Here is a 20,470-nt window from a genome sequence, read left to right as displayed (position 1 = left end):
CACTCGGCCGATCACCCGCGCGGCAGATGCATCGCGGTAGCGGCCCTGCGCAGTTTGCCGGAAGACGTCTTCGGTAGTGCGCCGGGACCGAGCACGGTGACGGTGCGTGGCCGCGCGCCGACCTCCGCGAACACCGAGTGCACGATCTCGCGCTCGATGCGCTTGACCTCGTCGGGATCCTGGTGGCTGCCGCTCTCCACCACCACGGCGAAACTCTCCCGCTTCTGGCCCGCGTCCAGGCGCACCGCCACCGCGTTGCCCGGCCGGACGCCTGCCACCCTGGCCGCCGCGCGCTCGATGTCGGTGGGGTAGATGTTGCGGCCGCCCATGATGATGACGTCTTTGATCCGGCCGCACACCACGATCAGTCCCTCGTCGGTGAAGTAGCCGATGTCGCCGGTGTCCAGCCAGCCCTCGTCGTCCCGGGCCGATTGGAATCCGTCCACCGTCACATAGCCGGAAGTGACCGCGGGACCGCGCAATTCGATCACGCCCACCGAGCGGGCGGGCAACGGTTGACGTTCGCTGTCGACGATCCGGCCCTCCAGGTTGTCGACCAGATAGCCGAGGGTGGGCAATCGCCGGATGTTGGCCGGTTGGCCGTGCTCCACCGGCACGGGCACCGCCTTGCCGATCGCCTCGAGCAGGTCGGCGTCGATCACGTCGAGCACCTGTCCGTGCCCGGGGTCGGGGATCGACACGGCGAGCGTGGTCTCGGCCATGCCGTAGACCGGGGTGAGCGCCATCGGGTTGAGGCCGAAGCGTTTTCCGGCCGCGGCCAGCGCCTCCATGGTGTCCGGGTCCACCGGTTCGGCCCCGTTCCACATGTACCGCACGCTGCTGAGGTCGAACGCGCCTTCGTCTGCCTGCCGCAGCCGCCGGGCGAGCAGCGAATAGGCGAAATTCGGTGCGGCGGTGACAGTTCCACGGTACTTGCTGATCAGCTCGGCCCACAGCAGCGGCTTGGTGAGGAAGTCCAGCGGCGTCACGCACACCACTTCGGCGCCGAATTGCATGGGGACACTGAGGAATCCGACCATGCCCATGTCGTGGAACAGCGGCAGCCAGCTGACCATCACATCGTCGGCGAGCTGGAATTTCACCCGGTCGAACATGGCGTAGGCGTTGACGAAGAAATTCTCGTGCGTGATCCGCACCGCCTTGGGCGAGCCGGTCGAGCCGGAAGTCAACTGCTGCAACGCGATATCGCCCTCGGCGGTGGGCACCGGATCGATGTCGGGGCCGCCGGGCAGCTGGTCGATGCGCACGACGGTGATGCCGCGTTCGCGCAACAGCGGCTCGGCCGCCTCGAACGGCGCGCCGAGCACGACCGCGCGGGCTCGGATCATGGTCAGCACGGTTTCGGTGTCGCGCGCCCAGACCACCAGATCGGTGCGCGGAGTCGGCTGGTGCAGCATGGTGATCGACGCGCCGCGCATCCAGATGGCCTGGCAGGCCGGGGCGATGTCGACCGGCATGCCCGCGAGCACGCCGACCGCGTCACCGTGCCCGATACCGGCTTCGGCCAGCCCGCCCGCCATGCGCCGGGCGAGCCGGTGGATCTCCGACCACGTGCGCCGCAGCGGGGCGCCGGGCTCGCCGGTCACCAGGCCGCGCTCGGAGGTCTGTGCGGTCGCATACATCTCGTCGGTGAATCTGCTCAAAGTCCCAACTCCTCCATCACCAACCGTTGCCGGGAACCGGCCTCCCCCGACTATCACGCCATAGTGGCCCAGCGTTAACCCCATTTCCAGGGGCGCAGGTCAGGGGCGCGAAACAGCGGCCGGAAAGGTTGCGGCGTAACGATCGACGTAGCACCGGCCGGAGCGGGCGGCCAGTTCGCGCATCAACTCGTCGGTCGCGGCGCGCACCGTCCGGCGCTGCTCGGCGGGCGGATAGCGACGCGGGGCGCCGAACGCGATACGCACCTTGCCGAAACGCAGCAGACGGCTGCCGCGCGGGTTCACCCGATCGGTGCCGGAGAGGGTCACGGGAACGACCGGCGCGCCGGTGGCCATGGCGACCCGCAAGGTGCCGGTGCGTCCGCGATAGATCCGGCCGTCGGGGGAACGGGTGCCTTCGGGATGGATCGCCCAGACCCCGCCGTCCGTCAGGATGCGGGTGGCGGCGGCCAGCGCCGCGGCGGCCGCGTCACCGCCGGTCCGATCGACCGGCACCTGTCCGGAGACCGAGTAGAACCAGCGGTTGATCCGGCCGCGCACGCCTTTTCCGGTGAAGTACTCCTGCTTCGCCAGGAACGTCACGCGCCGTGGCACGACCAGCGCGAGGTAGAGGGAGTCGATCACCGCGAGATGATTGGCCGCGATGATCACCGGTCCGGTTCGCGGAATGTTGTCCAGTCCTTCGACCGTCGGCCTGCCCAGCAGTCGCAGCAGCGGACCGAGTAGGACGTACTTGAACAGCGGGTACCACACGTAGACCTCCAAGGGCATTGGGCGTAGACACTGTCTACCCGATCTCGTAGACAGTGTCTACACCCGGTGTGCGGTCACACAGCGACAGGCGTAGACAATGTCCGCATGGCCGAGAGCGAGTCGCTACGAGATCGACTGGTCGACGCCGGTGTCGATCTGCTCGAAGAGGTCGGCGCCGCGGGACTGGGATTGCGGGTCATCACCCGGGCCGCGGGCGTCTCGCACGGTGCGCCGCGGCGGTATTTCCCGACCCACCGCGCACTGCTCGCCGCCATCGCGGCGCGCGGTTTCGCCGATCTCGCGGACCGGTTCGCCGCGGTGGACGCCGGGGCCGCGCGCGATCGTCTCACCCGGATGAGCGCCGAGTACATCGCATTCGCCGCGCGGCGGCCGGAGATGTTCACCCTGATGTTCCGGCACGACCTACTCGAAGGCTCCGGCGAGAATCTGCGGTCGGTCAGCCTGCCGCTGTTCGCGCGGTTCGCCGAGCTGGTCGGCGCGGCGGCGGAATCGGGCGCGATCGACCCGCGCCACCGTGCGATCGCTCTGTGGACCAATGTGCACGGCATCGCCACCGCACAGGCCAATCGAAGCTTGCGCCTGGTCGACCCCGGAGTGGACGCGGCGGCTCTGGTGGCCAGGGCACTGGCCGTGCATCTGGCCTGACCGTTCCGTGGCGCTCGCGGCTCAGGCGCGCAGCTGCGCCACCGCGGCGACGAAGCGATCGAGCTCGTCGAAACCGACGAAGCAGTGCGGCGAAGCGCGCACGACGGAGGCCAGGCCGCGGCCGGTCATGTCCAGCAGGGTCGAGCCCGCGTGGCTGACCGTGACGGTGATGTCCCGCGCCAGCAGCCGGTCGCGCACCTCGACGGACTCGACGCCGTCAACGGTGAACGACACGATGCCGCTGTGCCGGATGCCGAGATCGCGCACGGTGACGCCGGGAATCTCCGGCAGCGCCTTGCGCAGGTGCTCGGCGCGGGCCGCGATCGCGGCGTAGACGTTCTCCGGGCCCAGTTCGAGCAGATATCGCACGGCGGCGCCCAGGCCGAGGCGGCCCGCGACGTCGCACTCCCAGAACTCGAAGCGGCCTGCGTCGGGCGCGAGCCGGTAGTCGTGCGGGCCGGTCCATTCCGCGCTGTGCAGGTCGAGCCGGCCTGGTTCCATGGAGCGCGCCAACTCCGGCCGCAGATACAGGAATCCGGTGCCGCGCGGGCCGCGCAGCCACTTGCGTCCGGTGGCAGACAAGGCGTCGACGCCGAGCTCGGCCACGTCCAAAGGCAGCTGCCCGGCGGACTGACAGGCGTCCAGCAGCACCAGCGCGCCGACCGAGTGCGCGATCCTGGTCGCCTCCGCGGCCGGGTTCACCAACCCGCCGTTGGTCGGCGCGTGCAGGATCGAAACCAGCTTGACCCGTTCGTCGACCAGCGCGGTGAGCGCGTCGAGGTCGATCTGCCCGCTGCCGTCGCTCGGAATCCGCTCCACCGTGGCGCCCGTGGCGCGGGCGCGCTGCAAGGCGGCGATGGCATTGCTGGCGTAGTCCGCCTCGGAGATCAGGATGCGGTCGCCCGCCGCGAGCGGGACCGAGTAGAAGAAGTCCGCCCAGGATCGGGTGGCGCTGTCGCTGAGCGCGATGCTCTCGGGTTCGGCGTTGATCAACGCCCCGATCGCGGTCTTGACGTCGGCGAGATCGTCGAGCCGCTCGTTCGCGGCGCGATAACCTCCGACCTCCGCTTCCCGCAGCAGATGCGCGACAACGGTGTCGGTGACGACTCGCGGCGGTAGCGACGAGCCGGCGCTGTCGAGGAAAACGGGTCCGGGTTCCGGCCCGGACACGCATCCGGGAGTGTCGGCTCGTACGCGAGCGTCATCCAGCATGGAGCCGACCTTATCGGGTCGATTGTTCGGCTTCATGTCGGTTTCTTGTCGGTCCGCATGGCTACGCTGGATGGATCGCCGCACGCGAATTTCGGCCCGTGAGTGGAATACCACCGGGCCGAATGGCGATAACCGAAGAACAGCGGACAACGTCCCGACGCCCACTGGAGGTTGGCATGGCGGTCACGCTCGAGAGTCCTGAGTCGGCCGGTTGTGCCACCGAGCAGGGAGAACTGTCCTCCCGCGCGGCGGCGGAGGCCTATATCGGCGGGGTGTGCTTCAAGCTCGGACCACCCACGCTGATCGGCGCCGAACTCGAATGGCTCACGGTGCAGGGTGAGTGTTCGGCGTCCGGACCTTCGGCCGCTCCGCGCCCCCAACTGTCCGCCTTGGCGGACGCTCTCGGACCGTACGCACCACGGTCCATCGCCCCTGATTCGCCGGCGCTCGCGCTGCCGGGGGGCAGCCGGGTCACTCTCGAACCCGGTGGTCAGATCGAACTCTCCAGCGCTCCCTACGAAGCTGCCGCGCAGCTGTGTGATCGACTGCGCGATGATGCCCGCCTGTTGCGGGAACTTCTCGAATCCCGGTCCATCCGCCCCGTTTCCGTCGCCGCCGACGCGGACCGCCGTCCCAAACGCTTGCTTCAGCTGCCGCGCTATCGCGCGATGGAGCGCTCCTTCGGCGGCATCGGGCCGTTCGGCAAGCTGATGATGTGCAACACCGCGGCCGCCCAGGTCAGCGTCGACGCGGGCGCCGACCGTGCGGACGTCACCGCGCGGTGGACCGCCCTGTATGCCGTCGGCCCGGCCCTGCTTGCCGCCTTCGCCTGTTCACCCGTCCTGCGTGGCGCGCCGCCCGGAGCGTGGGCCTCCCAGCGCATGCGGGCCTGGCTGCGGCTGGACAACACGCGCACCCGTCCGCCGGTGCTGGACTGGACCGACCCGGTGGCCGCCTACGGCAGATGGGCGCTGGACGTGCCGCTGCTGTGCGTGCGCCGACCCGACGGTGCGGCGGAATGCGGCGACGCCGACGGATGGTCCGCGCCGCCCGGGGCCACCTTCGCCGACTGGCTGTCCGGCGCGCTGGACGACGAGGTAGGCCGCCGCCCCGACACCGGCGATCTCGACTATCACCTCACCACGCTGTTCCCGCCGGTACGCGCGTCCGGCCACTTGGAGGTCCGCTACATCGACGCGCAGCCCGGTGACGCGTGGACCATTCCCGTGCACGTGTTCGACGCGCTCATGTCCAGCCCGTCGGTGGTCGCTGAGGCGAGCTCGATCGCGGCGCCGCTGGCGGGCCGCTGGGTCGATGCCGCCCGCTACGGATTGGCTGATCCGGACATCCGGGCGGGCGCGGTCGCCCTGCTGCGTCTCGCGGCCGAGCACACCGCGACCGACGAGGCGGCCCGCGCCGTCGAGTCCGCCGCCGAACGATGTCACCGCGGTCGCACCCCGACCGAGGACGACATCGAGCACGCCCCGAGCCCGCGGCTTCCGGGAGTCGCCACGTGAACCAGCCGCGCTGCCCTGGCGCTACGCAGGCCCACCGGGCCGCCGCCAGCCGAATCGCCGCCGCCGACCCCCATGAATCCCGGAGATATTTTTCGTGACCACTTTCCAACCCGCCCCCACCGACAACTTCGGCACCGAACAGCTCAGGGATCGGATCGCCGACGTTCTCACGCGCGCCCGCCTGCGCACCCACACGCTCACCGACTGCGTCGACGAAGCCGAACTCGTGGCCCAGCATTCCCGGCTGATGAGCCCGCTGGTCTGGGATCTGGCGCACATCGGCAATCAGGAAGAACTCTGGCTCGTGCGCGACGTCGGCGGACGCGACCCGGTGCGCGCCGACATCGACGAACTCTACGACGCCTTCAAACACGCCCGCGCGAACCGGCCCACGCTGCCGCTGCTCGATCCCGCCCAGGCGCGCGACTATGTCGGCACCGTACGCGACAAGGTGTTGGACGTACTGGAGCGCAGCGATCTGCGCGGCCGTCCGCTGATCGACGACGGATTCGCCTTCGGCATGATCGCCCAGCACGAGCAGCAGCACGACGAGACCATGCTGGCCACCCACCAGTTGCGCACCGGCGCCGCCGTGCTCTCGGCGGCGGACGCCCCGGCTGCGACGGCGGCGGTCGGCGCGGAAGTCGTGATCCCCGCAGGGGAATTCCTCATGGGCACCTCCACCGACCCGTGGGCGCTGGACAACGAGCGCCCCGCCCATCCGGTGCGAGTGGCCGGTTTCGCGATCGACGCCGCGCCGGTCACCAATGAGCAGTACCTGGCCTTCGTCGACGACGGCGGCTACGAACGCCCCGAACTCTGGTCCGAGCGCGGCTGGGCGCATCGCGTCGAGGCGGGCCTGGTCGCGCCGCAGTTCTGGGAGCGTGATCCGTCCGGGCATTGGTGGCGGCGGGTGTTCGGCGTGATGACCCCCCTGCGGCCGCGACAGCCGGTCGTGCACGTGTGCTGGTTCGAGGCCGAGGCCTACGCGAACTGGGCGGGCAAGCGCCTGCCCACCGAAGCGGAATGGGAGAAGGCGGCCCGGTTCGATCCGGCCACCGGCGCGTCGCGCCGATTCCCTTGGGGCGACGCCGATCCCGACGTCGCCACCGCGAACCTCGGGCAGCGGCATCTGGAACCCGCCGAGGTGGGCGCGTATCCGGCCGGCGCGTCCCCCGCGGGCGTGCACCAGTTGATCGGGGACGTGTGGGAATGGACCGCTTCGGGTTTCGAGGCGTACCCGGGGTTCCGGGCGTTCCCGTACCGCGAGTACTCCGAGGTCTTCTTCGGCGGTGATTACCGTGTGCTGCGCGGCGGTTCCTTCGGCACCGATCCGGTGGCCTGCCGCGGCACCTTCCGCAACTGGGACCATCCCATCCGTCGCCAGATCTTCGCCGGGTTCCGCCTGGCGCGGGATCTGCGGCCCGGAGAAGGGGAGTGAGCGCCGCCCGTCGTGCCGGGCGATGGTGCGGCCGCGGTCCCGCGGCGAGCGGCCCGCGCCTCGCGACGTCGGCCCCGGCGGGTGCGGATGTGTAGACACTTGGGTTACGTCGGCCCGCCGGTGCGGGTGGGCGACATGTTGACCCTCGGCTCCCATTCGCTGCGCACCCAGGCGTGGGCGCCGCGCGACATGCGTCACGGCGGCACCATCAACGCCGACGGTTTCGGCGTCGCCTGGTGGAGCGTCACGCCGGACGACACGGTCACCGCCAGCCGCTACCGCAACGCCGAGCCGATCTGGACCGACCCGGCCGTTGACGAGGTGCTGCCGCAACTGGAGTCCGCCGCGGTGCTCGGGGCGGTGCGCTCGGCGACGGTCGGCATGCCGGTCGAACGGTCCGCGTGCGCGCCGTTCACCCGCGACCGCTGGGCGTTCAGCCACAACGGCGTGGTGCCGGACTGGCGCCGCACCCTGACCGGCGTGGCGGCCGAATTCGCGGTCGTCGCGGCCGGACTCGGCGCCGAGGACCTGTTCTCTCCGGCGCGGCTGCTGGAGGCCGAATCCGCCACCGACGCGGCGACGCTGTGGGTGCTGCTGTGCGATCTGCTGTCGACCGGCGCACCGGACGGCGAGTGGTCGGCGGCTCCGGCGGCACTGCGGCTGCTCGTCTCCGCGATCCTCGACCGGGCGCCGGAAGCACGCCTGAACCTCCTGCTCTCCGACGGTGCGCAACTGTGGGCGACCACCTGCCACCACTCGTTGTCGGTGCTGGTCACCGACGATTTCGCACTCGTGTCCTCCGAACCGTTCGACGACGACCCCCGCTGGCAGTCGGTCCCGGACCGCAGCCTGGTGAGCGCCAGGCCCGGCGCGCTGTCCGTCGACCCCCTCCTCTGACCCGAAAGGCCGGTGCCATGACCGCAGTCACGCTGGACATCCACCTGACCGAAGACGACCTGAACACCGCGCTCCGCTCGGACGCCAGGCTGGGCCTGACCGCGAACCCGAAATGGTTGCCGCCCAAATGGTTCTACGACGCCAAGGGCAGCGAGCTGTTCGAGCGGATCACCGAGCTGCCCGAGTACTACCCGACACGCACCGAGCGCGCTCTGCTCGAACGGGTGGTCGACGAGATCGCCGACGCCGCCCAAGCGGAGGTACTGGTCGAACTCGGCGCCGGATCGGCGGCGAAGACGCGCCTGTTGCTCACCGCTCTGAGCGCGCGCGGGCCGTTGAAGAAGTATGTACCGCAGGATGTTTCGTCGGCAGCGCTGCGGGCGGCCGCCGACGAGGTCGCGGTCGAGTTCCCTGGGCTCGCCGTGCACGGTGTGGTCAGCGACTTCACCGACACGCTGGCCAACCTCCCCCGCGGCGGACGCCGGATGATCGCATTCCTCGGCGGCACCATCGGCAACCTCGTCCCCGCGGAACGGGCGGAGTTCCTCGCCAGGATCCACGACTTGCTCGAGCCGGGGGAGCAACTGCTGCTCGGGGCCGGGCTGGTCACCGACCCGGCGGTACTCGTTCCCGCCTACGACGACGCGGCGGGCGTCACCGCCGAGTTCAACCGGAACGTCCTACACGTGCTGAACTCTCGCCTGCGCGCCGACTTCGCGCCGGAGAAATTCCGGCACGTCGCGGTCTGGGACGCCGAACGGGAGTGGATCGAGATGCGGCTGGTGGCGAGCGAGGACATGACCGTCGCGGTCGGCGATCTCGACCTCACCGTGCGCTTCGGCCGCGGCGAACAGATGCGCACCGAGATCTCCGCCAAGTTCCGCGTCGAGGGCCTCGAAGCCGAACTCGCCGCCGCAGGCTTCGCCACCGGACACGTGTGGACCGATCCGGACGATCGTTTCGCGCTGCTGCTCGCCGGGCGGCGCTGACCACGTGTCGATCGGCGGCGCTCACCACGACGGGGCGCCGCCGACCACCGCCCCGAGCCACTCGACCAGCGGCCGCATCGTCTCCCAGGCGGCGCGGACTTCCTTCGCCGTGCGCGGCGTGTCCAGCCAGGCGGGCGCGCCGAATTCCCGGCCGCACGTGATCGACTTGTGCCGCAGCAGGTCGATGCGCGGGTGGTCGGCGTCGTAGCCCTTGGGTCGGGTCTTCAGCTTCTCGCCGCCGATGGTGAAGCCCGCGTCGGTGAGTTTCGCGAGGATCGCCACCAGTTCCGGTCCGCGCACCTCGTCATCGATGGTGGCCCGCAGCTGCGCGAGTTGCTCGGACGAGCCCTGGTAGAAACCGCCACCGACGAACAGACCCCCGGCATTGATCTGGACGTACCAGCCGACCCCCGCCGCGGCGCGCACCACGGCGCCCTGCGCGGTCTTGTACGGCGACTTGTCCTTGGCGAACCGCACGTCGCGGTAGGGCCGGAAGATCTTGGCGGTCCCGAAATCCGGCTCCAGATCGGCCACCAGGGCCTTCATGGGCGCGAGCACCGACTCGTCGTAGATCTTCTTGTGCGCGGTCCAGAACGCCTTGGAGTTGTCGGCCTCCAGGTCTTCGTAGAAGTCGAGCCCGGCGAGCGGGAAACCCGCGAATCCGGTCATGCCCGCACACCCGCCGCGCTGATGTCACCCGATAGACGCATACCGAAAATCTACGTCGTGATGTCTCCGCCGAACACGACGAACCCCACGATGAGGCCGATCACCATCCCGACGGCCGCAGCGATCGCTGCCCATTTGCCGAGCGATTCGCCCTTGTTGCGCCCGATGATGCCCAGGATTATCCCGGCCGGGCCGAACAAGATCGGGCAGAACAGCACCGCGGTTATGGCGCAGACGAAGCCGATGATCGAGTACACCTGGCTGGTCGGCTGCTTCGGCGGGGTGGCGTAGGGCTCGTACCCCTGCTGCGGATAGGACGGGTAGCCGTACTGCGGCTGTTGCGGCCCGGACGTCGGGTAGCCGTACCCACCGCCTGGCGGGTACTGCGGTTGCCCGGTCGGCGGATACGGCTGCTGCGGGGAATACGGCTGCTGAAAGTCACCGGGCTGCCCGCTCGGCGGATAAGGCGGTTGCCCGCCCGAACCGTACTGCGTGTGCTCGTCCGGCGTGAACCGCTGCGTCGTTTCGTCGGGAGGCTGTGGCCCGGAACCCGGCGAGGGAGCCCCCGGCGCGGCGGGTTCGGCGCCCCAGGACTGCTGCTCGCCCCCGCCGTTGGCGCCCCAAGGCCGGGGTTCGGCGGGCTGGCCGCTGGGCTCGGCGCCCCACTGGCCGCCCAGCGCTCCCCCGGGCGGCGAGCCGCTCGACTGCCACCATTGGTCGGCCGGGCCCGGCTCGTGCTCCGGCGGTAGCGCGGCGGCGGGATCGTGCTCGGTGGGTCGTCCACCGGGCGTCTGCGCCGGGGCGGAGCCGGTCGACGGCTGGGCAGGCTCGTCACCGGAGGTCTCCCCGGTCGGCTTCGACGGTGACTCCGGCGGCCGCTGCTCGTCGGGGTGGTCCGGATCCTTCGGCGTGCTCATCGCACCCTCCTCGTGTCGTCCCGGTCACGCAACCTATGCCTACCACGGTGAGCGCGTCGTCATAGCCGATTGCTACAGGCGCGTCGGGGACGGAGCAGGTTCAGAGATCCTCGTCGTCGATGATCTCGATCGCGGCCACCTCGGCGGACCGGTCGTCCGACTCGTCCGCGGCGAGGGTGTCGCGGGCCGTCCACTCCTGGTCCAGCTCGTCGTCGATGCCGAGCCTGCCGTCGTCCTCGTCCTCGTGGTAACGGATGCGCAGTTCGTCGGGCGGATCCTCGATGTTGCGCTGATACTCGCGGATCTCGTCCTCCTGGTCGTCGTCCCCCATCTCGGTCTCCAACGGATCACGGTCCATACCCTCAGTATCCCCACTGATCGCCGCGGCTAACGCGGACACGAAAACGGCGGCTCGGACCGTAGTCCGAGCCGCCGTTCTCGCGGTAAGAGCTCTATGCGTTTCCGTTGAAAAGACCGGTCACGGAGCCGTTTTCGAAGACCTCGCGGATCGTGCGGGCCAGCAGCGGCGCGATGGACAGCACGGTCAGCTGCGGGAACTTCTTCTCCTCGGACAGCGGCAGGGTGTTGGTCACCACGACCTCCTTGGCGCCGCAGTTGGCGAGGCGCTCGGCGGCGGGCTCGCTCAGCACGCCGTGGGTCGCGGCGATGACCACGTCACCGGCGCCCGCGTCCTTCAGCACCTTGACCGCGCCCGCGATGGTGCCGCCGGTGTCGATCATGTCGTCGATCAGGATGCAGGTGCGGCCCTCGACCTCGCCGACCACGCGGTTGGACTTGACCTGGTTGGGCACCAGCGGGTCGCGGGTCTTGTGGATGAACGCCAGCGGCGAGCCGCCCAGCGAGTCGGCCCACTTCTCGGCGACGCGCACGCGGCCGGAGTCGGGGGAGACGACGGTGATGTGCTCGAGGCTATAGTTGGTGCGGACGTACTCCGCCAGCTGCACCTGCGCGTGCATGTGGTCGACCGGGCCGTCGAAGAAGCCCTGGATCTGGTCGGTGTGCAGGTCGACGGTGATGATCCGGTTCGCGCCCGCGGTCTTCAGCAGGTCGGCGACCAGACGGGCCGAGATGGGCTCACGGCCGCGGTGCTTCTTGTCCTGGCGGGCGTACGGGTAGAAGGGCAGCACCGCGGTGATCCGCTTGGCCGAGCCGCGCTTGAGCGCGTCGATCATGATGAGCTGCTCCATCAGCCACTGGTTCAGCGGCGCGGGGAAGCTCTGCAGGACGAAGGCGTCGGAGCCGCGCACCGACTCCTCGAACCGGACGAAGATCTCGCCGTTGGCGAAGTCCCGTGCCACCTGCGGCGTGACGTGGACGTCGAGCTCCTTGGCGACCTGCTCGGCCAGCTCAGGATGAGCGCGTCCCGAGAAGAGCATCAGGTTCTTCTGGTTGTCCATCCATGACGCGGTCACTGCTGTTTGCCATCCTTTTGCTCTATTGCCTGACCCGACATCTCCTTGGCCGCGATGGCTTCCGCCGCCGCGCGCGCCGCGTCCGTCCCTGGACGGTGTCGCTGCACCCAGCCCTCGATGTTCTTCTGCGGTCCACCGGACACCGCGAGAGCTCCGGGCGGAACGTTTCTGCGCAGTACAGTACCCGCCGCCGTATAGGCTCCGTCACCCACCGTCACCGGCGCGACGAACATGGTGTCGCTGCCGGTGCGTACGTGCGAGCCGACGACGGTGTGGTGCTTGGTCACGCCGTCGTAGTTGACGAAGACGCTCGACGCACCGATGTTGCTGTGCTCGCCGATGGTGGCGTCGCCGACGTAGGTCAGGTGCGGGACCTTCGAATGCGCGCCGATCGAGGCGTTCTTGGTCTCGACGAACGCGCCGAGCTTGCCCGTGTCGCCCACGATGGTGCCCGGCCGCAGGTAGGCGAACGGGCCGATGGTCGCCTTCGGGCCGATGGTGGCCCCCTCGCCGTGGGTGCGGATCACCTTCGCCCCGTCGCCGACGACCACGTCGGTGAGCGTGCTGTCCGGGCCGACCTCGGCGTCCTCGCCGACGACGGTGTTGCCGAGCAGTTGCACACCGGGCAGGATCACGGCGTCCCTGCTGATGCGCACGCTGGCGTCCACCCAGGTCGAGGCGGGATCCATGATCGTGACGCCCGCGCGCATGTGGCGTTCCAGGATGTAGCGGTTGAGCGTGCGCGCCGCCGAGGCCAGCTGCACGCGGTCGTTGACGCCGGTGACCTTGGCCGCGTCGACCAGGCGTGCGCCGTGCACCGGGTGTCCGGCCTCCCTGGCCAGGCGCAGCACGTCGGTCAGGTACAGCTCGTGCTGGGCGTTGGCGGTGGACAGGCGGCTGATCATGGTGCGCAGCACCGCGGCGTCGAACGCGTACACGCCGGAATTGACCTCGGTGATCGCGGCCTGTTCCGGGGTGGCGTCGGCGTGTTCGACGATCTCGGCGAGCTGGCCTTCGGCGTCGCGGACGATGCGGCCGTAACCATTCGGGTCCGGCGGCACGAAGGTCAGCACGGTGACCGCGGGGCGTTCGGCGTAGCTGCGGTGCTCATCGAGCAGCGCGGCCAGGGTGTGTCCGTCCAGCAACGGCACGTCGGCGGAGGTGACCAGCACGTCGCCGGTGAAGCCGACCGGCAGGGCGGCAAGCGCGCACTGCACCGCGTGGCCCGTGCCGAGTTGCTCTTCCTGGATCGCCGGGGTGATCTCCCGGCCGAGATCGTCGGCCACCGCGGCCACCGCGGCGCCGACTTGTTCGCGATCGTGCCCCACCACGGTGATGAGGTACGCGGGGTCGATCTCGTTCGCCGCATGCAGCGCGTGCGCGAGCATGCTCCGACCGGCCAGCGAATGCAGGACCTTGGGGGTCTTCGACCGCATTCGTGTCCCGGCACCGGCTGCGAGAACGACGACGGCGGTCTGCTGTGGCATGGATCTCCCTCGGCTGCCTGTCCTCGTGCTGGGCGTCGTCGTGCTTGGTCAGCGATGTGCGGGCCAACGATAAGTCATCGTGCTCTCGAGCTCCGCCGCCAGGACTCGAACCTGAACTCTCTGAACCAAAATCAGATGTGCTGCCATTACACCACGGCGGATTGCCACACCGGCGGTTGGCGAAACCCCCGCCGCTGTGCCATGGCACGGGATGAATCCTCGCATACTCGCCCGCCTCCCCGCGAATTGTTCCCCGCGCGGCATCTGGTATTCGGGCCGGACCAGCGCGGGAGCGCTCCTGTCCTCCGGCCGGGCAGCGCTCGGGCGGAGGACCGCTCGATCGCCGACTACAGCGGAGAGCCCCCGCGTCCCCTCGCCCCGGAGAAGCGGACTGCCGACCGGTCTGGGACAGTGGTATGCGAATGTCGATGTCGTGCGTCGGAGCCCCGATGTGACGGCTGACCAGGCACGCACGAGGGCGGATCGCCGGGCTCGCCCGCGGTCCCGTCCCGGCATGCGCTCGTCGGCTCGGCGGGAACCGTCGAGGCACTCACGACCGGCAACAACGCGGGAAGGGCGGAGGAGCAGGGGTGTCTTCGAGTGAGTCGCATCGAGTGTCCCGTCCACGGATGACCGGCACCCAGCGGCGTCAGCAGCTGATCGAGATCGGGCGCGCGCTGTTCGCCGAACGCGGTTACGACGCGACCTCCATCGAGGAGATCGCGCAACGCGCCCAGGTCTCCAAACCCGTGGTGTACGAACACTTCGGCGGCAAAGAGGGGTTGTACGCGGTCGTCGTGGACCGGGAGATGTCGATGCTGCTGGACATGATCACCTCCTCGCTCACCCAGAACCGGTCGCGCATCCGGCTCGAACAGGTCGCGCTGGCGCTGCTGACCTATATCGAAGAACGGACCGACGGGTTTCGAATTCTGGTGCGAGATCAGCCCGCCGCCGCCGCCGAGGGCAGGTACTCCAGTTTGCTCAACGAAGCGACCAATCAGGTGGCGCACATTCTGGCCGGAGATTTCGCGCGGCGCGGGTTCGACACCAGTCTGTCCACCCTCTACGCGCAGGCGCTCGTCGGTCAGGTCGCCACCGCCGCCACCTGGTGGCTGGACGAGCGCAAACCCTCGAAAGAGGTTGTGGCGGCCCACTTGGTGAACCTGTGCTGGAACGGGCTGAGTCATCTGGAAGCCGATCCACAACTGAGTTCGGAATGGCGCGCGGGCGCCGGTGAGTGACCCGGATTGTTAACCAGCAAATTGCGCGACGGCTCTCGCCGAATGCTCGAATTGGCTGCTGGACGCGCGCCTGGTGGTACGGTTCACCCATCCTTTGGGTGCTGTTCGGGCGGTAAGTCGGTCAACTTCGGGATGTCGGTCTACTTCAGGATGGCTGGTTTTGGGATGACAGGCGGATCTGATGGCTAGGCAAGCGCGCGCGGAGATCACCCGCGACTCCGTCCTGGCAGGCGCTGCCGATGTCTTTCTGCGCTTGGGATATGCGAATGCGAGCCTGAGCGAGATCATCGCGCAGTCCAATGTGACCAAGGGCGCCTTGTATTTTCACTTCGGCTCCAAGGAGGAGCTGGCGCGCGCTGTGGTCGACCAGGGCAACGAGCGGTTGACGAGCTCGTGTCAGGGCTTCTTCGATCCGCGAGTGCCCGCGCTGGAGGCGTGCATCGGCATCACCTACGTCGTCGCCGATCTATCGATGAACGACCCGATGGTCGGCGCCATGCTGAAGCTGACCCACCAGATCGGCGACTACCGCGGCGCTCAAGGCGACAACATCGCCAAGAACTGGGGCGACACCTACCGGCTGCTCGCCGAACGGGCCATCGCCCAAGGCGACCTGATCGCCGACCTGGACGCCGAGGTCATCGGCCTGCTGTGGCAGGAGATGGCCGCGGGCGTGCACATCATCGCCGTCGGCACCGAATCCATCGACCAGATGGCGGTCCGGATGGAGCGCGCCTGGTACTTCTTGCTCCCGGCCATCGTCCCGGCCGAGAAGCTCTCGTACTTCAGGGAATTCGCGGCAAGACGTTTGCGGCGCTACGTGCCGTAACTTTTGGCAGCGCCTGCGGCGCCGCGAACGGCGCATGCTCGGTCTCGCTTCGCTCGAAAGACGTGGTTACGGTGCGCTGGGCGCGTCGGTATCGAAGCTTGCTGCCCGGTGCACGCGTGTGGTGGCTGGCTGGCTGTGGGCTCGGGCTGTTCTTTCGTCGCGTGCGCTGCGGTCGTGGAAACGCGAGCCGGGCCGCGAACGGCGGATGCTCGGTCTTGCTTCGCTCGGAAGACGTGGCTGTGGGTGCGCTGGGCGCGACGGTGGTCGAGCTCGCTTCGGGCAACGTTCGCCCTGTCGAGTCATGGGTCGGGGGCCTGCGGGGGGATGGATAATCTCGCGGCATGCATACGCATCGGAGCTTCCACAATCCTCCTGCTCTGCCGCATGAGGTGGTAGTCGCGGTGTTGGAGCGGGCACTCGGAGACCGCGCGTACGAGTTCGAGGCGGCGGATGCTCTGGTTGGCAGCGCCTTGAACGACGACGATCGGGAGTTCGTCGAGCACTGGTGTGTGCAGGTCGGAACCCGGGCTGTGGCCGGCAGCCCGCTGCTCGGGCTGGCCGGGCTGTGCCTGGGACATACCGCTCGGCGATTCGGGCGGCTCAGCGATGAGTCCGTTGCGTTGGCGCGCTCCTTGTCGGCGCGTGCCGAGGCGGATCCGTCGGACGTGGACGGGCGGGCACTCGACGGTTTCGATGACGTCCGGAGTTTCCTGCACCTCTGGTGAAGGGCCCCGCAGTGTGCGTCGGGCGATTCGCCCTGGCTATCGTAGGTGCTCGTCGGTGGTGTGCTTGTTCCGCCGGATGACGTAGCCGCGAATCGTGCTGACGACTCCGCCGGGACCTTCTCGCTGTGGCTCGCTTCTCGCCGGGAGGAGCCGGAGCGTGTTCGGGTGGGCGGCCGTGTCGGCGACGAAATAGATCGCGGATGGGCGCTCTGGTACCGGGCGGGGGCGGCAGTCGCCTCGCGGCGGCGCGGGCGCTGCAAAAACAAGATGCCCGCTTAACTAGACTCGGTTGGCCGCTCGAAACGTGTCGCCTGCGCTCAGGAGTTGTCGATGTCCACCCACCGCCCCCCGTTGGCGGGACTGGCCGCCGCGGCCGGTGCCGATTCCTCGCTACGGACCGTCGCGGAGCTGATCGGCACATCGTCGGTCGAGCTGGTCGCGCCGTCGGCGGTGCGGCCGTTCGTCGCGTCGCGGTTGGCCGCCGAGCGGCCGTTGGTGGTGGTCACGGCCACGGGGCGGGAGGCAGACGACCTGAGTGTCGAACTCGTGGAGATGCTCGGTCCCACGGTCGCGCAGTTCCCGTCCTGGGAGACGCTGCCGCACGAGCGGCTCTCGCCGGGCGCCGACACGGTGGGGCGCAGGCTGGAGGTGCTGCGCCGGATCGCCCACCCCGGCGACCCGCATTTCCCCGCGCCGCTGCGCGTGGTGGTGACCACGGTGCGGTCGCTGATGCAGCCGATGGCGGGTGGGCTCGGCGAGATCGAGCCGATCGTGCTGCGCGTCGGCGCCGAGCTGGACTTCGACGAATTGCTCACGCGGCTGGTGGAATTCGCTTACACCCGGGTCGACATGGTGGGCAAGCGCGGTGAGTTCGCGGTGCGCGGCGGCATCCTGGACGTCTTCCCGCCCACCGCCGACCATCCGGTGCGCGTGGAATTCTGGGGTGACGAGGTCACCGAACTGCGGCCGTTCTCCGTCGCCGACCAGCGCTCGCTGCCGGACGTCGCGGTGGACGTCGTGGTCGCGCCGCCGTGCCGGGAACTGCTGCTCACACCCGAGGTGCGCGAGCGGGCGGCCGAGGTCGCCGCCGCCAACGCGGCTGACGCGGCGCTGGTGGAGATGCTGGAGAAACTCGCGCAGGGCATCCCGGTCGAGGGCATGGAAGCGCTGTTGCCGGTGCTGCAACCGGGGCAGTTGCGCCTGCTCACCGAGGTGCTGCCGGAGGGAACCCACGTACTGCTGTGCGATCCGGAGAAGATCCGCACCCGCGCGGCCGACCTGGTACGCACCGGCGAGGAATTCCTGGAGGCATCCTGGACCGCGGCCTCGTTCGGCGGCGCCGCGCCGCTCGGCGGACACGGCCTCGACCTGGCCGCCTCCGCCTACCGCCCGCTGCCCGAGATCCAGGCCAGCGCCGAGCGACAGGGCCTGCCCTGGTGGACGCTGAGCCCGCTCGCTTCCGGTGATTCCTCCGAGGTCGTGCTGCCGGTGCTGCCCGGCCCGGCCGCGCGCGGGTCCGACGAACTGGTGGCGACCATGTTCGCCTCGTTGCGCGCCCACGTGCTCACCGGCGGCAGGGCCGTGGTGGTCGTCGCGGGCCACGGGACGGCGCAGCGCATCCTGGAACGGCTGGCGGACGCGGAGGTCCCCGCCGCGGCGCTGGAGGCGGGCGCGGAGCCGAACGAGGGCGTGGTGGGCGTGCTGTGCGGCTCGCTGCACGACGGCTTGGTCTTCGAGGGCGCCGGTCTGGTGGTCGTCGCCGAATCCGACCTCACCGGCAACCGGGTCACCGCGCCGACCGAGGCCAAGCGGATGCCCGCCAAACGGCGCAACCAGGTCGACCCGCTCGCGTTGAGCGCGGGCGACATGGTGGTGCACGACCAGCACGGCATCGGCAAGTTCGTCGAGATGATCGAGCGCACCGTCGGCGGCGCGCGCCGCGAGTATCTGGTGATCGAGTACGCGCCGAGCAAACGCGGCCAGCCCGGTGACCGGCTGTTCGTGCCGATGGAGTCGCTCGACCAGCTCTCCCGCTACGTCGGCGGCGAGATGCCCAGCCTGTCGAAGCTCGGCGGCTCGGACTGGGCCAACACCAAACGCAAGGCGCGCAAAGCGGTTCGCGAGATCGCCGGCGAGCTGGTGCAGCTGTACGCCGCCCGCCAGGCCGCGCCCGGTCACGCGTTCGGACCGGACACGCCGTGGCAGAAGGAGATGGAGGACGCGTTCGCGTTCACCGAGACCGTCGACCAGATGACCGCCATCGCCGAGGTGAAGTCGGACATGGAGAAGGCCGTCCCGATGGACCGCGTGGTCTGCGGCGACGTCGGCTACGGCAAGACCGAGATCGCGGTGCGCGCGGCGTTCAAGGCGGTGCAGGACGGCAAACAGGTCGTCGTGCTGGTGCCGACCACGCTGCTCGCGCAGCAGCACCTGCAGACCTTCACCGAGCGCGTCGCGGGTTTCCCGATCACCGTGAAAGGCCTGTCCCGCTTCACCGATCCGGCCGAGGCCCGCGCGGTGCTGGAGGGAATGGCCGACGGCGGCGTCGACATCGTGGTTGGCACGCACCGGCTGTTGCAGACCGGCGTGCGCTGGAAGGACCTCGGCCTCGTGGTGGTCGACGAGGAACAGCGATTCGGTGTCGAGCACAAAGAGCACATCAAGGCGCTGCGCACGCACGTCGACGTGCTCACCATGTCGGCCACCCCGATTCCGCGCACCCTGGAGATGAGTCTGGCGGGGATTCGCGAGATGTCGACCATCCTCACCCCGCCGGAGGAACGCCACCCGGTGCTCACCTACGTGGGCGCCTACAACGACAAGCAGGTCACCGCCGCGATCCGGCGCGAGTTGCTGCGCGACGGCCAGGTGTTCTACGTGCACAACCGGGTGTCGTCGATCGACAAGGCGGCCAAGCGGATTCGCGATCTGGTGCCCGAAGCGCGGGTGGCGGTCGCGCACGGCCAGATGAACGAGGACGCGCTGGAGTCCACCGTGCAGGGCTTCTGGCAGCGCGAATACGACGTGCTGGTGTGCACCACGATCATCGAGACCGGTCTGGACATCTCCAACGCCAACACCCTGATCGTGGAACGCGCCGACGCGCTGGGCCTTTCGCAGTTGCATCAGCTGCGCGGCCGGGTCGGGCGCAGCCGGGAACGCGGCTACGCCTACTTCCTCTACCCGCCGGAGAAGCCGCTCACCGAGACGGCCTACGACCGACTGGCCACCATCTCGCAGAACTCCGATCTCGGCGCGGGCATGGCGGTCGCGATGAAGGACCTGGAGATCCGCGGCGCGGGCAACGTGCTCGGCGCCGAGCAGTCCGGCCACGTCGCAGGGGTCGGCTTCGATCTCTACGTGCGGCTGGTCGGGGAGGCCGTCGAGGCGTATCGCGCCGCCGCGGACGGCAAGCCGATCACCACCGAGGAGGTCAAGGAGGTGCGCATCGACCTGCCCGTCGACGCGCACATTCCGCCGGACTACATCGCCAGTGACCGGCTGCGCCTGGAGGCATACCGCAAACTCGCCGCCGCGCAGGATGATTCGGCGCTCGCGCAGGTCGTGGAGGAACTCGTCGACCGGTACGGCCCGTTGCCGGTGGAAGTCGGGCGTCTGGTGTCGGTGGCCAAACTGCGCCTGCTCGCCCGCGAGTACGAGGTCACCGAGATCGCGGTCACCGGGACGACCTTGAAGATCTCGCCGCTGCACCTGCCCGATTCCAAGCAGATGCGCCTCAAGCGGCTCTACCCGAGCGCGGGGTACCGCGCCGCGTCCGGGGTGGTGCAACTTCCGCTGCCGCGCGTGCAGGACAGTGTCGGGGCCGAGCGCGTCCGCGATGTCGTGCTGCTGCAATTCGCCGCCGATCTGTTGCTGGCGTTGGACGGGAAGGCGCAGGGAGCGGTCGACCTCACCGTCGCCGCCGAGATGGCGCCGCGATGAGCTCGACACGCGACGAGTCCGTTCTGCGGGCCGCCCGCCATCGCGCGGTTCACGGCGTGGAGCGCGA

At 69.4% G+C, this 20,470-nt stretch carries 17 protein-coding genes and 1 tRNA gene; 9 read left to right on the top strand and 9 right to left on the bottom strand.

Features of this window, described 5'->3' with window-relative positions:
• Positions 1–11 precede the first annotated feature (11 nt).
• Both ACIHAX_RS17610 and ACIHAX_RS17605 read right to left on the bottom strand, forming a co-directional pair.
• Positions 12–1,664: a fatty acyl-AMP ligase gene (locus ACIHAX_RS17610; protein ID WP_355074525.1), complete on the bottom strand. Its 1,653-nt coding sequence runs from the start codon at positions 1,662–1,664 to the stop codon at positions 12–14.
• Between the two features lie 99 nt (positions 1,665–1,763).
• The gene (locus ACIHAX_RS17605; protein ID WP_397278635.1) at positions 1,764–2,435 is read right to left on the bottom strand and encodes a lysophospholipid acyltransferase family protein; all 672 of its coding nucleotides are present in this window, start codon (positions 2,433–2,435) and stop codon (positions 1,764–1,766) included.
• Positions 2,436–2,540: 105 nt separating this feature from the next.
• Here ACIHAX_RS17605 and ACIHAX_RS17600 point away from each other — a divergent pair, with 105 nt between their 5' ends.
• Positions 2,541–3,101: a TetR/AcrR family transcriptional regulator gene (locus ACIHAX_RS17600; RefSeq protein WP_355074523.1), complete on the top strand. Its 561-nt coding sequence runs from the start codon at positions 2,541–2,543 to the stop codon at positions 3,099–3,101.
• Positions 3,102–3,122: 21 nt separating this feature from the next.
• Here the strand turns inward: ACIHAX_RS17600 and ACIHAX_RS17595 are convergent, their stop codons facing one another.
• The gene (locus ACIHAX_RS17595) at positions 3,123–4,313 is read right to left on the bottom strand and encodes an aminotransferase class V-fold PLP-dependent enzyme (protein WP_364428914.1); all 1,191 of its coding nucleotides are present in this window, start codon (positions 4,311–4,313) and stop codon (positions 3,123–3,125) included.
• Between the two features lie 176 nt (positions 4,314–4,489).
• Between ACIHAX_RS17595 and egtA the strand changes: the two genes are divergently transcribed.
• The 4 genes from egtA (at position 4,490) to egtD (ending at position 9,157) form a co-directional block, all read left to right on the top strand.
• Positions 4,490–5,830, top strand: a complete 1,341-nt coding sequence (gene egtA / locus ACIHAX_RS17590) for an ergothioneine biosynthesis glutamate--cysteine ligase EgtA (protein ID WP_379255387.1) — start codon at positions 4,490–4,492, stop codon at positions 5,828–5,830.
• A 94-nt stretch (positions 5,831–5,924) separates the two neighbouring features.
• Positions 5,925–7,271: an ergothioneine biosynthesis protein EgtB gene (egtB, locus tag ACIHAX_RS17585; RefSeq protein ID WP_355074517.1), complete on the top strand. Its 1,347-nt coding sequence runs from the start codon at positions 5,925–5,927 to the stop codon at positions 7,269–7,271.
• 87 nt (positions 7,272–7,358) lie between these two features.
• Positions 7,359–8,168: an ergothioneine biosynthesis protein EgtC gene (gene egtC, locus ACIHAX_RS17580; RefSeq protein WP_364428923.1), complete on the top strand. Its 810-nt coding sequence runs from the start codon at positions 7,359–7,361 to the stop codon at positions 8,166–8,168.
• 17 nt (positions 8,169–8,185) lie between these two features.
• The gene (gene egtD / locus ACIHAX_RS17575; RefSeq protein ID WP_397278503.1) at positions 8,186–9,157 is read left to right on the top strand and encodes an L-histidine N(alpha)-methyltransferase; all 972 of its coding nucleotides are present in this window, start codon (positions 8,186–8,188) and stop codon (positions 9,155–9,157) included.
• A 21-nt stretch (positions 9,158–9,178) separates the two neighbouring features.
• Here egtD and ACIHAX_RS17570 read toward each other — a convergent pair whose 3' ends face one another.
• The 6 genes from ACIHAX_RS17570 to ACIHAX_RS17545 form a co-directional block, all read right to left on the bottom strand.
• Positions 9,179–9,826 carry a DUF2461 domain-containing protein gene (locus ACIHAX_RS17570; RefSeq protein ID WP_364428929.1) on the bottom strand — a complete coding sequence of 216 codons (648 nt, stop codon included), beginning with the start codon at positions 9,824–9,826 and terminating at the stop codon, positions 9,179–9,181.
• Between the two features lie 50 nt (positions 9,827–9,876).
• Complete coding sequence (locus ACIHAX_RS17565; RefSeq protein ID WP_397278501.1) at positions 9,877–10,743, bottom strand: hypothetical protein; 867 nt, start codon at positions 10,741–10,743, stop codon at positions 9,877–9,879.
• Between the two features lie 100 nt (positions 10,744–10,843).
• Positions 10,844–11,101, bottom strand: a complete 258-nt coding sequence (locus tag ACIHAX_RS17560) for a hypothetical protein (protein ID WP_355074508.1) — start codon at positions 11,099–11,101, stop codon at positions 10,844–10,846.
• A gap of 94 nt (positions 11,102–11,195) precedes the next feature.
• Positions 11,196–12,161 (bottom strand): ribose-phosphate diphosphokinase, encoded by a 966-nt coding sequence (locus ACIHAX_RS17555; protein WP_379255422.1) that lies wholly within the window; start codon positions 12,159–12,161, stop codon positions 11,196–11,198.
• 11 nt (positions 12,162–12,172) lie between these two features.
• Positions 12,173–13,663: a bifunctional UDP-N-acetylglucosamine diphosphorylase/glucosamine-1-phosphate N-acetyltransferase GlmU gene (gene glmU / locus ACIHAX_RS17550; protein ID WP_355074505.1), complete on the bottom strand. Its 1,491-nt coding sequence runs from the start codon at positions 13,661–13,663 to the stop codon at positions 12,173–12,175.
• A gap of 90 nt (positions 13,664–13,753) precedes the next feature.
• Positions 13,754–13,824, bottom strand: a tRNA-Gln gene (locus ACIHAX_RS17545).
• A 468-nt stretch (positions 13,825–14,292) separates the two neighbouring features.
• On the opposite strand from ACIHAX_RS17545, the gene ACIHAX_RS17540 reads away from it, so the two are divergent.
• The 4 genes from ACIHAX_RS17540 (at position 14,293) to mfd (ending at position 20,403) form a co-directional block, all read left to right on the top strand.
• The gene (locus ACIHAX_RS17540; protein ID WP_355074504.1) at positions 14,293–14,907 is read left to right on the top strand and encodes a TetR/AcrR family transcriptional regulator; all 615 of its coding nucleotides are present in this window, start codon (positions 14,293–14,295) and stop codon (positions 14,905–14,907) included.
• Between the two features lie 181 nt (positions 14,908–15,088).
• A complete protein-coding gene (locus tag ACIHAX_RS17535; protein WP_159843027.1) occupies positions 15,089–15,736 on the top strand; it encodes a TetR/AcrR family transcriptional regulator in 648 nt (215 codons plus the stop codon).
• Between the two features lie 341 nt (positions 15,737–16,077).
• Positions 16,078–16,461 (top strand): hypothetical protein, encoded by a 384-nt coding sequence (locus ACIHAX_RS17530; RefSeq protein WP_397278498.1) that lies wholly within the window; start codon positions 16,078–16,080, stop codon positions 16,459–16,461.
• Positions 16,462–16,791: 330 nt separating this feature from the next.
• The gene (gene mfd / locus ACIHAX_RS17525) at positions 16,792–20,403 is read left to right on the top strand and encodes a transcription-repair coupling factor (RefSeq protein WP_397278496.1); all 3,612 of its coding nucleotides are present in this window, start codon (positions 16,792–16,794) and stop codon (positions 20,401–20,403) included.
• The last annotated feature ends 67 nt before the right edge of the window (positions 20,404–20,470 follow it).

The organism is Nocardia sp. NPDC051929, from assembly GCF_044548645.1.
GTDB lineage: Bacteria > Actinomycetota > Actinomycetes > Mycobacteriales > Mycobacteriaceae > Nocardia > Nocardia sichangensis.
This window is presented reverse-complemented; position numbering and strand designations above follow the sequence as displayed.